The sequence below is a fragment of the Streptococcus sp. ST16 genome, assembly GCF_046098135.1.
Classification (GTDB): domain Bacteria; phylum Bacillota; class Bacilli; order Lactobacillales; family Streptococcaceae; genus Streptococcus.
Genome location: NZ_JBJUSE010000012.1, coordinates 25,326 through 39,323, shown reverse-complemented (window position 1 = coordinate 39,323; position 13,998 = coordinate 25,326). Strand labels below are relative to the sequence as shown.

General features: G+C 35.5%; 15 protein-coding genes. All 15 read right to left on the bottom strand.

Annotated features, from left to right (window positions below):
- Window positions 1–50: 50 nt before the first annotated feature.
- The gene (gene jag, locus ACIY14_RS07805; RefSeq protein ID WP_409002169.1) at window positions 51–1,037 is read right to left on the bottom strand and encodes an RNA-binding cell elongation regulator JAG/EloR; all 987 of its coding nucleotides are present in this window, start codon (window positions 1,035–1,037) and stop codon (window positions 51–53) included.
- 14 nt (window positions 1,038–1,051) lie between these two features.
- Window positions 1,052–1,879 (bottom strand): membrane protein insertase YidC, encoded by an 828-nt coding sequence (locus ACIY14_RS07800; RefSeq protein WP_002883077.1) that lies wholly within the window; start codon window positions 1,877–1,879, stop codon window positions 1,052–1,054.
- Entirely contained in the window at window positions 1,854–2,225 is a 372-nt protein-coding gene (gene rnpA / locus ACIY14_RS07795; protein WP_000748120.1) for a ribonuclease P protein component, read from the bottom strand. The genes ACIY14_RS07800 and rnpA overlap by 26 nt, the downstream gene beginning before the upstream one ends.
- A 170-nt stretch (window positions 2,226–2,395) precedes the next feature.
- Window positions 2,396–3,529 (bottom strand): tyrosine-type recombinase/integrase, encoded by a 1,134-nt coding sequence (locus ACIY14_RS07790; RefSeq protein ID WP_409002168.1) that lies wholly within the window; start codon window positions 3,527–3,529, stop codon window positions 2,396–2,398.
- Window positions 3,530–3,593: 64 nt separating this feature from the next.
- Window positions 3,594–3,968 carry a hypothetical protein gene (locus ACIY14_RS07785; protein WP_409002167.1) on the bottom strand — a complete coding sequence of 125 codons (375 nt, stop codon included), beginning with the start codon at window positions 3,966–3,968 and terminating at the stop codon, window positions 3,594–3,596.
- Between the two features lie 10 nt (window positions 3,969–3,978).
- On the bottom strand, window positions 3,979–4,569 hold the full coding sequence (locus tag ACIY14_RS07780; protein WP_409002166.1) for a hypothetical protein: 591 nt from the start codon (window positions 4,567–4,569) through the stop codon (window positions 3,979–3,981).
- A 37-nt stretch (window positions 4,570–4,606) separates the two neighbouring features.
- Entirely contained in the window at window positions 4,607–4,924 is a 318-nt protein-coding gene (locus ACIY14_RS07775; protein ID WP_409002165.1) for a hypothetical protein, read from the bottom strand.
- Between the two features lie 44 nt (window positions 4,925–4,968).
- Window positions 4,969–5,796, bottom strand: coding sequence for a hypothetical protein (locus ACIY14_RS07770; protein WP_409002164.1), 828 nt, complete (start codon window positions 5,794–5,796; stop codon window positions 4,969–4,971).
- Between the two features lie 10 nt (window positions 5,797–5,806).
- Complete coding sequence (locus ACIY14_RS07765; RefSeq protein WP_409002163.1) at window positions 5,807–6,625, bottom strand: LPXTG cell wall anchor domain-containing protein; 819 nt, start codon at window positions 6,623–6,625, stop codon at window positions 5,807–5,809.
- A gap of 18 nt (window positions 6,626–6,643) precedes the next feature.
- On the bottom strand, window positions 6,644–7,744 hold the full coding sequence (locus tag ACIY14_RS07760) for a phage tail tip lysozyme (protein WP_409002162.1): 1,101 nt from the start codon (window positions 7,742–7,744) through the stop codon (window positions 6,644–6,646).
- Window positions 7,745–9,892, bottom strand: coding sequence for a type IV secretion system protein (locus ACIY14_RS07755; protein WP_409002161.1), 2,148 nt, complete (start codon window positions 9,890–9,892; stop codon window positions 7,745–7,747).
- 14 nt (window positions 9,893–9,906) lie between these two features.
- Window positions 9,907–12,414 carry an ATP-binding protein gene (locus ACIY14_RS07750; RefSeq protein ID WP_409002160.1) on the bottom strand — a complete coding sequence of 836 codons (2,508 nt, stop codon included), beginning with the start codon at window positions 12,412–12,414 and terminating at the stop codon, window positions 9,907–9,909.
- Window positions 12,398–12,790 carry a TcpE family conjugal transfer membrane protein gene (locus tag ACIY14_RS07745; RefSeq protein ID WP_247918155.1) on the bottom strand — a complete coding sequence of 131 codons (393 nt, stop codon included), beginning with the start codon at window positions 12,788–12,790 and terminating at the stop codon, window positions 12,398–12,400. Before ACIY14_RS07745 ends, ACIY14_RS07750 begins: the two co-directional genes overlap by 17 nt.
- 4 nt (window positions 12,791–12,794) lie before the next feature.
- Complete coding sequence (locus tag ACIY14_RS07740) at window positions 12,795–13,013, bottom strand: TcpD family membrane protein (RefSeq protein WP_409002159.1); 219 nt, start codon at window positions 13,011–13,013, stop codon at window positions 12,795–12,797.
- 14 nt (window positions 13,014–13,027) lie between these two features.
- Window positions 13,028–13,984: a conjugal transfer protein gene (locus ACIY14_RS07735; protein ID WP_409002158.1), complete on the bottom strand. Its 957-nt coding sequence runs from the start codon at window positions 13,982–13,984 to the stop codon at window positions 13,028–13,030.
- Window positions 13,985–13,998 lie beyond the last annotated feature (14 nt).

The window sequence follows — 13,998 nt, the reverse complement described above, 5'->3', positions numbered from 1 at the left end:
AATCTTTCCTTTCCTAGCAAAAAATCAGGATGAACCTGATTTTGCTTTGCTTATTCTGCATCTACGACAACATAGCGATTGGGCTCGTCACCTTCAGAGTAACTCGTCACGCCATCCATGCGTGAAATAATGCGATGGATAATCTTGCGTTCGCTATTTGACATTGGATCTGTTTGTTGGCTACGTCCTTCTTCTAAAACGCGAGTCGCCAATTTTTGAGCGTAGGTTTGCAAGACTTCTGCACGGTGTTCAACGTAATCATTGACATTGATTGTGATGTAGAACGTTCTCGAATAGCGATTGTAAAGGTAATTTTGCGCTAACAGTTGAAGAGCTTTCAAGACTTTTCCGTGATAGCCGATAATACGACCTGGTTCATTGGTGTCAATTTGAAGATTGATGGTGCGGCGATTGTAGTCACTTGAAATCGTCCCTTCAACATCCATATCATCTACAATGGTTTGAACGTAGCTAGCTACTTCAGTTGCCCCTTGTTCGATATCATAACTTGGCTCTACTTTCAAGCCCAAGTCTTCCAACGATTGGCTTGCTGCTTCCTGCGTTTCAGTTTCTTTTTCCGGAGCAGATTCCACTTCCTCAATAACATCTTCTGCTTGAAGTTCATTTAAAATTGAAATATGACCTGTTTCTTCCAAAATCGTGCTGGCATGCTTTTCATTTTTCAGGATTTCAGCCTTGACCTCTTCAGAAACACCTTGACCTTCTTCTTCAATCTTCTTGATGACTTCCACTACATGCCCCAAATCAACTGTTGCTTCGCTGACGGTCTTCACTGGTTCATTCTTTTCATTAACTTCTTTTGGAACACCTTTGACAGCCTGTTGATTGGCTTTGATTACTGTCGTTTCACTAATCGCTTCGATATCAACTTGAGCTGGCTTCTTACCAAACAAGCCTAAGAACCCTTTTTTCTCTTTTGAAACGACCTTGATGTGGGCCTTCATTCTTGGAATGTCTAATTCTTTCAATCCTTTTTGGATTGCTTCTTCAACCGTTGAACCTGTAAATAATACCATTACAAGATTCCTCCTTATTTTTTCTTTTTCTGTGCTTTTTTCAAGGCTTTTCTCTTCTTACCTTCTAAATCTTTTTCTGCTTGCGCCACTGCTTCTCTTTCAGCAATAATCTTGAAAGGATTGTTCAAGAAATAGGTTTGCAGAACTTGGTAAGCATTGGATACAGCCCAGTACAAGGCTACACCACTTGGGGCGGAGATGGCAAAAACAAAGATCAATACAGGCATACCATACATCATCCCTGTCGTAGCTCCACTTTTTTCAGACAAAGCTTTATTCGATAACCAGCTACTCAAGAAGGTAAAGACTGCCGCCAAAATCGGAAGGACAAAACTTGTATCTACTCCTCCCAAATTAATCCATAAAAAGTGACCTGTTTTCAAAAAGTCTACTCGACTCAAGGCTTGAAAGAGCGCCAAGAGGACCGGCATTTGTATTAAAATTGGCCAGAGAGAGGATGAATGCTTGATCCCTAACTCTTTATAAACCTTGCGCATTTCCTGGTCTAGCTTGGTTCTACTTTCCATATCACGACCCGGATATTGCTCTCGCAAAGCCTTGATGCGTGGTTGAGCCTCTTGCATTTTTCTAGAGGCAACCATCTGTGTCTGAAAGACCGGTAATAGAATCGTCCGAATCAAGATTGTGAAGAGGATAATCCCCACTCCGATACTAATGTCAAAGGACAAAAAGCGGATAATTTCAGCAAAAAAATAGACGAATTTACTCCAAAAATCTGTCGAATCCGCTGTTATATCGCTAGCTGTACTATTTGTCGCACAGGCCGTCATGATAAACAAGGACAAGCCCAACAAACTAGTCAACTGTAGTTTCTTTTTCACTCCCATTTCCTTCCTGGTAAATCTTTGATAACTTTAATACGTGGAGTAGATTTTTCTCCATCTCTGCATATTCCAAGGTTTCCACCCCTTTTCGGGCAATCACGACAAAATCGACATGCTCTACCAAACTCCCTTTTACACTTTGTAGAATGTGTCGGATTCGTCTCTTAATTTGATTTCTGGTAACTGCATTCCCCAGCTTTTTGCTGACGGACAGTCCTACTCGAAAATGGTTTTGCTGGTTTTCCAATTGATAGACAACAAATTTTCGATTGGCAAAACTCGTTCCGTCCTTGAAAATCGCCTTAAAATCTTTCTCTCTTTTTACACGAAAGCTTTTCTTCAAAACTCAACTCCATCTATTAAATTACTACTATTATAACAATTTCCCTCAATAAAAGCTAGACAAATACCGTCAATTATAGACATAAAGGCTTTTTTCTACATTCTTACTCCAAAGATTATGGACTATTTTAGACATTTTTAGACATTTCTTGGTTACTTTTTGGTTAGCTTTTACAAGTCCAATTTATCCAATTTTTCAGTTATATTAAACTTCATCTGCTCCGTAACATGAGTATAAACTCCCAAAGTCATTTTCTCGTTCGTATGACCTACTCGTTCCATAATCGCTTTGATTGGAACTTCCAATTCTGCAAGTAAACTAATATGTGAATGCCTAAAAACATGAGTAGTCAATACAAAATCCTCTTCTTTTTGGATTCCACTTCTTTTAAAACTTCTCTTCAAAAAATCATTAAAAGAAAAAATCATAAAAGGATTCCCATTTTTCGTAAATATAAATCTTCCTTCACTTTCTAAAAGAAGATACTCTTTTAGAATACTTACTACTCGATTACTAATACCAACAACTCGATAAGAAGCTAAGCTCTTAGGGCTATCTAAAAATATCTCTGCCTTACTTCCACTTGTATGCAATGTATGTTTAACTTCTAACGTTTTATTCTCAAAATCAATATCATCTATAGTCAAAGCCAAGACTTCTCCAAACCGCAGACCTGTCAAATACATGAATTCAACAATTAAACGCACTCGTTGATTCTTTTCTTCTTTTTCTAAGAAATTCAAATATTGAAACATTTGATCCCTTGTTAAATACTTATTTTGTTTCCTCCTAATCTCTTTTACATTCTTTTTTCTTTTTGGTAAAACAACCTTTTCAACAGGATTCTCCATTATATAACCAATATCTAAACAATACTTAAAAAACAGATTCAATAAAACTTTCTTATTTTTTCTATGAACCGCAGAACATTCCAGCTCCAACAATATATTCTGAACTATATGACTTGTCACATCTACTAATAAATAATTCTCTAATTTTCTAACTTCACCTATAATAGTATATTTCTGAGACTTAAACGTACTTCTTTTCAATTCTGTTTCACGAATTTTCAAATATTCTTCGTAAGCTTGTTTAACTGTAATATCCCTAACTACTTCCTTCTTCTTTTCTATTTTCTCCCTCTTTTTTTCTATTTTCTCATCTAGCAAGATTCTTGCTTGTTTCTGAGCTTGCCTTGTCTTAGAAGTCAAAGTTATAGAAACTTGTTTCCACTTATTCTCTTCTAAATCAAAATATTTTTCATAATATCTATATTTTCCATTCTCCAATTCTCTAAAAAACATTTTATACTCCTTTTAAAAATGAGTATATCTCTAGTCAATAACTATAGTATATCATTTTTTCGAATTAAATATATCTAACTCTCTCTCTATGCAGAAGGAATAGATAAAATCCTCTCACATTAATCAATACTTTTTGTCCTGTTCTAAAAGATATATCTTTAAATTCTTTCGTCTTTTGACTTTCATCTAATCTCCTTTCAATTGTTTTAATACTAATCGAAGGGAAATAATTTGCTTTTAAATCCTTCTTTGACACACAAATATCAGGATAATTATTATATAATTTTTCCATTTTTATTCTCCTATTTCCGAACAAATCTCGAATACGTGCTTGAACATTTTGACCTAAAATACGAATTTTATATCCTATCCTGGTTTCTTTATGTTCATTTTTTCTCCACAAACGACAAAAAACAGCAAGCCATTCCTGACTTGCCATTCTTTCTATGTTAGTTACTCAATTCCAACAATTCACTTTCAACACGTTTCAAAACTACTTGTACTTCTTCTGCAGTTCGATAACCCTCAAGTGAAGCTAACTGCCCTTCTATCCTTCCTAAAATACGCAACACCTTGTCTAATTCCTTGTTTTCTTTAGGCTTAGATAATTCCTGATTCGCTACTGTCAATCTTGTTACTTCTTCATGCAGTCTTGAATTCTGCAACACAACTTCTTTCATCAAATCCATTGTTTCCAAGATTTCTTTAGCCCTTGTACTGTTTTTATACAGATTTTCCCTAGCCATTTTTTCATATTTCATTTCATCAGAAATATATTCTGTATTTTTTTTTATAGAAGCATGCTCTTTAGATAAACCATCATGCTCTTTAGACAAGCTATCATGTTCTTTAGATAAGCCATCATGTTCTTTAGATAAGCTATCGTGTTCCATTTCACGTTCTTTTGACAATGCCTTCATTTCAGCTTTAAGACCGCTATTATCTCTAGCTAACTTAATAGCAATACCTACCAACGAAGCTACCGTTGTCAAAATTCCACCCAATGTAACCCAATCCATAATTGAATAATCTCCTATCATTTTTTCTCCTTTCTATCTTATCACATTTTCAATTATGTTATAACTGTTCTAACAATTTTTCTATATCAGGAAAATAAGTATAAGCTACTCCTCTAGTGAAATCAAAAGAATAACATTCCTCAACTGACACAGATACACTAGCATAATTTCTTTTTGGTAATTTTTTATTGGCGTGACATCCTTCATAAAAATAAACAACCCTGACAATTTTCCCATATTCACTAACCTCAGCCGTCATCGTTTCAATACCATAACCAGTATCACGACTAGCTGTAAATTCCAAACACTTTTGATTATCTCCCAATCTCTTAGCTAATCTTACAGCATACATTTTCAACAATTCTACTTGATCCATTTTCTACTCCTTAAAACAGCAAAAAAAGCAGGGTTTCCCCTACCTTAATTATTTACTAAACTTACTTTCATACCTTTCACTGTAAAAGCCTTTCTTCGACTTAAATCTAATCGAATCAATTTGAAATAAAAATCTAATTCTTTTCCAAAAGGATATACTCTAAACACTAAATGATACATTTCATCTACATCAGAAAATCCCTTTTTCAAAGGAGCTTCAAAACCATTCCATGCTTCTCTAGAATAAGCAATACCAGTAAATCTTTCAACATTCAAAAAACTTAACTCTACAATTCCTTGATAAGTCTCTTTTACTGCACGTTTATTAATCATAACCATTCGTTGGTTTGCATCACTTTCACCTGCATCGACATAGAAATTTATTTCAGGAGGAAAAGGATCCGTCATTTTCTTAATTCCAAGATATTCCTTATTTAAGACATTTTTAAATAAATATCGTTGAAATAGTTTTGTTTGAAACCACTTCATAAACTGATAAATACCAACGCTAATAAGAGCCATTAAAATCCATAATGAAAATTCATTCTCTTGAAATGGAAAATCCAATGCGCTTAAAAAAATCGAAACTAACACAAAGCTTCCAAAAAATGAATAAATGAATCTCTCAACACCAAAACGTAATTTTGAAAAAGAAACAGATAAGATGGAAATAATCATTAAAAATCCTAAATAATTTGAACTAATTTCAAGTATTGCTGATATTTTTTTAATCAGAACGGCACTCGCTATCATTTCAAATACTAAAGATTGCCATTTAAACAACTGACCAACCAGCCAATTTACTCCACAAATTGCAGATAGTTTATACCCCAACTTATCTGATTCTTTCAAAATTCTAAACAACTCTTTCATACTATCTCCCTTAATTCAATTTACGTCGACCCCAAACAGTAGCAACCAAACCTACAAATCCCCAAATAGTCGCAAAGATTGTACTTGCTGTTCCAGTATTCGGAAGAACTTTTAGCTGTCCTTCTTTATCTTTCAAAGCGATTGTTCCATCTTGCTGTTTCACAGCGCCAATTTCATAAGGTTCTTTTTCTTGATAATCGCCTTCTTCTGTTTCTACTACTACTTTCCCTTGATTCGTAGATACAACTGTATGACCTGTATTGGTTTCAATCGGAGTTTCCTTAATTTCTTCTTTGGTCACATTCAATGGCTGCGGAGTATCTTGTTCTTTTACTCCAACATTTTCTTCTGCCTTTTGTTTCTGCTCCTTAATTTCAGGAGTATCTTCTACAGTAGGCTTCTTATCTTCTTTTGGTTTTTCTTCTTTCGGCTGTTCCGATGGAGTAGGTGAATCAACGACAATACCTTTATTGTCCTTCTCCTGCTGTTTCTCAGAATCGCCACCCAAATCCAAATTATCATTCACCTTAGGTGCTGATTTTTCTGCAGGCGCTTCTGATGACTTGTCTTTTTCCGTAGGTGTTACAACAATACCACCTGTTTTATCATCAATAGGCTTCTCGCTTTCACCACCAATCACAACCGTTGATGACTTATCTTCCTTCGGTTTTTCCTCCGTCGGTTTTGTTTCCGTTGATGGAGTTGCTACAATACTTGTCGTATCATTCGTAACTGTACTATCACCACCAAGCGAAAGTGTATCCGCAAAAGTCGTCGTTGCCGAACTCAAAATAGCTACAGACAACAAAGTTACAAATTTCTTATTCATTTCTTTTTTCCTCATTTTCTATTTTCCAATCACATAATAAAAATTCTTCGCTTCCTCAGCACTAAATACACGATAATCTGTGATTCCAGTACCTTGTCCACTTTTGACAAAATTACATTCAGAAATCAATATTGACCCATCGTCTTTCACATCTTCGACGAAAGCTACATGACCATAAGTTGGGTGACCACCTGCCTGCCTACCTTGGAAGCTAACAGCAGAATGTTTTGTAGGAGTATTCGTTACTTCATACCCTGACTTATGCGCCCAATCCTGACCATTACCCATGTATGGATCAAACTGTATTCCAAATTCTTTAGCACGATTAAACACATACCACGTACACTCGCCGTAAGGATAGGATTCAGTGATATAACCTTCCTTGGTAATTTCCTTATCAATGGAATAGCCGTTTGGTATCTCCATCGCAACAGCTCCAGGAGCAATATCTAAGCTACCAGCTATCGCATTCCCACTAGACGAGCCATCCGATTCAATCGTTCCCTTAAAGACTTCATACCACTTCTTGCTGTCCTTCTCCAGCTTTTCTAGCTTGGTTTGACCATCTGACAAGGAAACACCTTCATAATGTTCAGACCAATACTTGGCACTTTCAAAAGGATCAGTAGCCTTCTGCATATAGTCCTTGACTTTCTTATATCCATGATTCAATTCATAGGACATTAATTCTAGTTCCACCGTACTATCTAAAGTACGTGAACTTGCATTTGCCCATCTATCACCATTGATAGTATTTCCATCCCAACCTGACCATTGAAAATAACCAGCTACTCCACCTGACGGATTCGTTAGTTTAGGATCAAAGTCACTTTCTCTTTCTGCATTGGCAAGCGATCCACTAGAACCCTCTAAAGTGAATTTTTCTTTTGAGAGTTGCCAGTTTAGAATTTTAATGACATCTTCTGCACGTTCGACAGAGATATTCGCTTTTTGAGCCACTTCTTGCGCTGTTAGACGTGTTCTCTTTCCAGTCGTACTACCTGACGAACCACCAGCAGAACTCGTAATCAGTCCACCAAGAAGAAGCATCAAAAACAAAAAAGAAAGCAGCGGTAGAAAAAAGCTAAGCAGGGCAAAGGTTCGTCTAGTCTTTTTCATCTACGTAGCTAACCTTTCTTGTAAACCAAGTCTACCTTTTTTCCTTTGTAGTTTGCGAATTCTTTCTTTGCGTTCCAAACGTTTCAAAGATGGCAAATTAGCCGTTTCTTTCCATACACCATTTTCAAATGTTCTTGCCTTTGGTGTATGACCTTTTATTTCCTGCTTTCTATACATGCTTTCACGTACTCTATTTTCTAAAGTCTCGTAATTTTCTTTATTTACTCTTTTCTTATCTATATCCTTTTCTCCATAGTTTTTAAAATACTCAACTTTCATCTTGGCTCGGTCAAGCATTTCTCGTCTATGTGCCTTCCTCAATTCAACTTTCTTCGCACGTTTTATCTTACGAGCCATATAGTCATCATTTTGTGGAATTTCCATCTTAGCTAGATTGCTTCTTTTCTCCAAACGATTTTCATTCCAGTTTTTCAACGGTTTTGCCTTATCACCAACCCATCTTTGAGCATTGTTTTTGGTGATTCTTGCCAAGGATTTTACTCGGTTAGGAACTCTATCTCCAACCTTCGTCGCAAATGTTTTTGCCCTTTGCAAGTTCATCCCATTCCCTAGACGTCCTAGTCGCCCTCTTGTCAAACTAGAAAGAGGATTCCCCTTTCCATTCAGGAAGGATAAAAGGTTGTCTCTATTCCTAAATAGCCAGTAAATCACAATACATTTCAAAAACGTTGCTACAAGACCAGGTCCTCCCCCATAGTATTCTATGAAACTTGACATATTTCCATAAATAATCGGAACAATAACGCTTGCCAGACTAATAGCAGACGAAATCAACAAGAAAGAGATACCTTTTTTAGAAATACCACTAAAATAATGACTAAATTGTGGGAAAAGACTTAAAATTAAAGCAAATGGTGAAATCAACAACAATAGGGCATAAGAAAGCAAAATCACTACTCGACCTAACCCCATTGAAAGATACACAATACCGACTACAACAACATCAAAAATCGAGGTAAAAGCATAAGTGAACTTATCAGACCATTCATCAACCAAATTTTGTCCTTTGACATCTTCTGTTTCGTTTTTGTCATTCTTTTTGGTCAGGGCTTTTATTTCTTTATCCGATAACTTGAAATTTCCTTTACCTTCCTGATAGTTGGTCAAATCTTGGAAGTCTTCCTCCGAAAGATAATAATTTCCCTCACTATCTTTTTTTGAGTTCATGTTTTTATAAGCAGGGATAATCGTTGAGTTAAAATAGCTTTCAGCCATCGACATATCTACAGTCCCCACCTTTTTCACAATCTCCGTCTGAAATTCTTTTGTAATCTCATCCGTGACATTATATAGATGAATAGGAAGATAACGCTCAGGACTGCCATTGATTGAAATTTTAGTGAAAAAACCACCAACGAGCGCAAAGACCAAACCAAGTTTCAAAGCTGTTTTGAAAACTTGTCCGCCTTTAACCCACACAGACAGAATATAGACAGCCATAAAAACACCTGCAATATATTTTGTCGTTGCCCCAAACAAAACAGAGAAAACAGCACTTGCCATTTCTACAACTTTGTTCAAGAAAGGCGATACATCCGTCATTTTTTCAACCGCAGATACTAAACTTACGATTATTCCAAACAAAAACTTAGAGAACCAGAAAATAGCTTGAACAACTTTATTTATCCAGTAATTCCCAACCTCACCAAGACCAAACAAACCTTTGTCAAAATAGACATAGCTGGTCAAGCGCTTCATTTTTGTCTTAAAATTGGCATAACTTAATTTTGTATTAGCTTTTTCTTCCTCTTCCTTCTTTTTCTTTTCTTCTTCTTGCTTTCTTTGAGTTTCCTTAACGCTATCAGCAACACCTTGATTGGCATTTGCACCAATAACATCCGAACTTCTTCTTAATGTATCATCAGTGATTTTTTCTAAGGAATCTTTATTTTCAGATGGATTAGGCTTAACAATACTAGAACTTGCACCTGTATTACCGCTATTGGGAAGCGTTAAGCCATCACTAGAACTAGATGAACTTGTCGAAGAAGAAGTTTTATCCTTCACAAAAGCTGGAGTTTCAGATAACGTGCCATTTGGCAGCGAAACTGTTCCTATATCCGCAAAAGCCAACAAAGGAAAGAAAATAGAAAGTAAAAAAACAAACAGAGCTAGTTTCTTCTTCATCTTTTTCTCCTTTACTAAGCTGTAGATTTCAGATTTGTTGTGACCGTTGCATACAATGGAGTTATCGAATCATATATGGTACCATCCACTGTAATTCTTTCTCTCCGACCAAACACATCAGAGAAGATACATTGTCCCATTGTCTGATTTTCAACCCATGCCTTAGACAAATCATCTTCTTTGATTTTAAGATGTTCCAAAATAGAAGAAGTCTCACTATCTTCTGAAAAGGCAAAGACTGTACCGAAACCAGTACCATCATCTTCAGTTGAAACATCTTTCACAGACTGAGTTACCAACACTAAGAAATTATTAAACGAACGACCTGTACGCTTGATTCTCGCCAGCAATTGACGACCGCTAGGAGTTAACAAAATTTGCCAAGCCTCATCCACATACAGCAAGGTTTCTTGTGTTCTATCTCTTTCTCCAAAATCAGCACAGAAAAACGTTAAACCGTACATAACCGCAAGACTTCGTAATTGAGTATCTGTCATATCCTCATACTTAGAAGTCTTAGGCATATCCAAGCCAGCGATTTCAAAGACCGTAATCTTATTGTCCGACTGCAAAGACTTGTTAGAGCCATCAGAGAAGCACAATTTTAATAAGGTATTTTCACCCATTTTTGACAAATAACGACCAATTCGTACTACATCTTCGTCTTTTTCTTCTTCAAAAGTCTTAAACAGATTCAACATTCCAACCGTTTCGCCATTTTGTTTTCTATCCCAGACCTTATCAATATTTTCCAACAAATAAGATTTCAATTTCTTAGAATCCTCTTTGTCTAAAACAGTCGAGATTAAAACTGAAGCAATTTCTGTCAAGGTCGTCTTTTCATCAATATAAGCAAATGGATCCAGCACTCCAATATTTCTATCTTCCTTCATATCCAAGGTTACAAAGTGAATTGATTTGATATACTCTTGTACTTCTTTATAAATATTCTGTTCCTCATACTCCTTCAAAATCTTCATATACTGACTTCGCATTTCCGCTTTAGGGTCAATATAAACAGACTTAATTTTCAAGAAACTATTCAAGGTAAACAACAATTTTGTTAGATACGATTTTCCATTTCCAGTCGCTCCAGTAATAGCAACATGAGGATTATTGGTTATCTTATCCTTAATCCCCATTTTATTCGCCTGAAGCAAGTTTGAAAAGACTAGACGATTACTTGCTTGTAAAGCTGCCTCAAAGTCACCTCCCCAGCTCGCAATCTCATTATCTATTCGACCAATGGGGAAGCCAACCTTGTTTCCTACTTCTTTTGTGACAAAAAACATATTCTGACAGAAACCTTCCAAAGAAGTATATTGCACATAACTTTCACGTTTTTTATCCAACAATTCTGTAAAGCGACCTTTGTAGAAAAGATACAATCTATCGGCATAACCTCTTGCAAGAGAACCTCCTAAATCAGCTATGAGCTTACTTAAAATATCATATCTTTCCTCAATCTCATCTTCATCATCACCAGTCACAACCAAGAAATGGAGAAATTCAACCATTTTCTCTTTACTTTCAACCTTTTCTTGATAGTCAACTAACATTTGATGAGCTTCCAACACTTCCAAACGTTGAATATCACCATCTTCCTCAATTTCAGCAACCACATTCCCCAAATTTTTACGTTTGTTTCTTGCTTTCTTTTTAGAAGAAGAAATACCCTTATCTGCCGAGAATGCAACTTTATAGATACTTTCTACAGGAAAATCTAGCAACTGCAATTCTTCTTGTAGATGAATCGAAGATACATTTTTAGGATAGTCTACAATTGGGAAACAAGCGACCAAATTATCATCATCTTTATTCTCCAATCGCAACACTTTGTGATCTTCAAAATAAATATTTGTATCATCGATATTATCGATACAATTCTTAATTGCATCTACTTCTGTTTCCTTGTCATAAAATTGACCTCGTAAGAATTGTAAACGAGCTAAAAACTCCAACTCCGTTTTTTCAACTTCACGAACTCTCAATTGATGCAAGGCACTTTTTAAAGCATTCTTTTTTAATTGCCAATCCTCATACCAATTTAAAGGAGGTAATTCACCCAGTCCCAACAACTTCAACGTTTCTTTTTTGTAGAAAGACATGCTGTCTTTTAAAGTCGAAACTAGATCCGGACTGATATTGTTTGATTTCAATGGAACAGAGATATAATGCTTGTACTCAAACAAAAACTCAATCTCATCTTCAATCTTTTCTTGCAGACTATCCATCATCAAATTTGCTAAAGGCGCTGTACCGCTATCTTGGTCAATATCTTGGCGCAAGAGTTCAAATCGCTCATACAAATCTATTGGAATAGGAATCGTATGCAATTCAAAATCACCATAAACCGATAGTTTACTAAAAGCTGAAAAAGCGGTTTGCTTAAACCGCTCACGTCCCCTCTTGTCTATCGTAACCAAAACCTCACTAGGAACTTCAAAGACTGCAAAAACACCACCATTTTTACGCAATATCAAACTGTCCGCAAAATCCCAGTAATTACTTGTAATTTCCACGATAAATCCTTTCTATTTTTACATATCGTTTACCTTTATTTATATAATACTTTTTGCCGTATCTTCCGTGATTCCAAAAATAAAAAATGTAATCACGTAGATAAATTACTATCGTTTTACCATCAATTTTATTATTAGTCAGAATTTTCCCCAATTGCCAGCCTAAGGCAGAACCAACAACTAAGCACCAACCCCACTCAAGAAAACCTACTGACATCAAAATAAAAAAGAAAATCGGAGTAAAAAAGACAAAATACAATAAAGTCGACATCTCAACCGCAAAAGGTAAACTAAAATTATCCGATAATTCTTTTACGAATATAGGCTGGTCAAAACCACGCTTATACGAAAATAATTGTTTCTCTTCTTTTTCCATAGGCTTACTTGAAAACTTCTAAAAATTTATTAAATAAAATCGCAGGGGCTTTCAATACAGCTTCTGGACTTAACAAGAACCATAAAATTAGGGCACCCGTCAAAATAGCTACCAAAATTCCCCAAGTCTTTCCTTCTCGCCAAGCACGAATGGCTTTACTAAATACAAACAATCCAATCAAAGGAACGCCCAACTTATCAACTAAATACTGAAAAAAACTCATTTATCTCATTCTCCTTAATTTTCTTTTTTATCTTTCTTTGCATAATCAAATGGAATCTGATGCTCCATTTTATCTACAAAATAACTATCTTTATCTTTCCTCAACTCAAAAGAAAAATTCTCACTATGACTTGTACCCAAAATATCAAAAGTAACTTGCACATAAGCTAGTGTTTTATCACTACCTTTTACAAAATAGGTATAATCAATGCTTTTAACAGTTGCTCCACCAATTGTTTTGATATTTTTTGAGATTAAGTCAAGATTCGATTGACTGCTTGTATAATTCTTGAAGAACAATTCAATAAAAGCAACCAAATCCTTTCTGTCATTTTCACTCAGACCGTCATTTGCTGTCAAAACCAATTGCTTTTCTTTGTCAACGTCCTGACTCTTAAAATCCGTAACAGGAGCAAACCAAGGCAAGCCATCAACATAATAGCGACCGTCTTTTTCAACGTATGGAATTGAAAACTCGATTGATACACGTTGAACCTTGTTATCAACCTTTGTATCATAAGTCACTGCATAAACTGCAACTCCATCTTTTGCCATCAGCAAACGACCACTCACAATAGACATATCTTGTTTTGATTGTCCCTGATTTTTAACGCTAGGCGGTGTTCCATAGAATTCACTCAAACGCTTTGCGTTTTCTTCACTATCCTTCTCACCTGCCTTATAAGTGAAATAATAGCTTACATAGCTATCCAAAAATTGCTCTAGTCGTCTATCAATTTCCTTATTATCTACTTTAGCAATCTGATTCTTTTCAAATTCCTTCACTTTAGATACATTCTTAATTGATAAAACTCCAGAAGCACCTACAAAGACCACAAAACCAATCAACAAAGAGCCAAAAATTAGATTCGCACTCTTTTGATTGATTTTCTTAGGAATGTATACCTTCTTATCAGAAAGTTTCTTTAACCTTTCTTGATTTTTTTCTCTTTTTTTAAATTTTCTTATCATTTCAAATAGATTAC

Bases quoted from the DNA above. Each gene is read 5' to 3' on its own strand.
- ACIY14_RS07760 (WP_409002162.1), bottom strand. From the start codon at position 7,744: ATGAAAAAGACTAGACGAACCTTTGCCCTGCTTAGCTTTTTTCTACCG.
- ACIY14_RS07735 (WP_409002158.1), bottom strand. From the start codon at position 13,984: ATGATAAGAAAATTTAAAAAAAGAGAAAAAAATCAAGAAAGGTTAAAG.
- ACIY14_RS07765 (WP_409002163.1), bottom strand. From the start codon at position 6,625: ATGAATAAGAAATTTGTAACTTTGTTGTCTGTAGCTATTTTGAGTTCG.
- ACIY14_RS07785 (WP_409002167.1), bottom strand. From the start codon at position 3,968: ATGGCAAGTCAGGAATGGCTTGCTGTTTTTTGTCGTTTGTGGAGAAAA.
- ACIY14_RS07790 (WP_409002168.1), bottom strand. From the start codon at position 3,529: ATGTTTTTTAGAGAATTGGAGAATGGAAAATATAGATATTATGAAAAA.
- ACIY14_RS07740 (WP_409002159.1), bottom strand. From the start codon at position 13,013: ATGAGTTTTTTTCAGTATTTAGTTGATAAGTTGGGCGTTCCTTTGATT.
- jag (WP_409002169.1), bottom strand. From the start codon at position 1,037: ATGGTATTATTTACAGGTTCAACGGTTGAAGAAGCAATCCAAAAAGGA.
- ACIY14_RS07745 (WP_247918155.1), bottom strand. From the start codon at position 12,790: ATGGAAAAAGAAGAGAAACAATTATTTTCGTATAAGCGTGGTTTTGAC.
- ACIY14_RS07780 (WP_409002166.1), bottom strand. From the start codon at position 4,569: ATGATAGGAGATTATTCAATTATGGATTGGGTTACATTGGGTGGAATT.
- ACIY14_RS07770 (WP_409002164.1), bottom strand. From the start codon at position 5,796: ATGAAAGAGTTGTTTAGAATTTTGAAAGAATCAGATAAGTTGGGGTAT.
- ACIY14_RS07755 (WP_409002161.1), bottom strand. From the start codon at position 9,892: ATGAAGAAGAAACTAGCTCTGTTTGTTTTTTTACTTTCTATTTTCTTT.
- ACIY14_RS07775 (WP_409002165.1), bottom strand. From the start codon at position 4,924: ATGGATCAAGTAGAATTGTTGAAAATGTATGCTGTAAGATTAGCTAAG.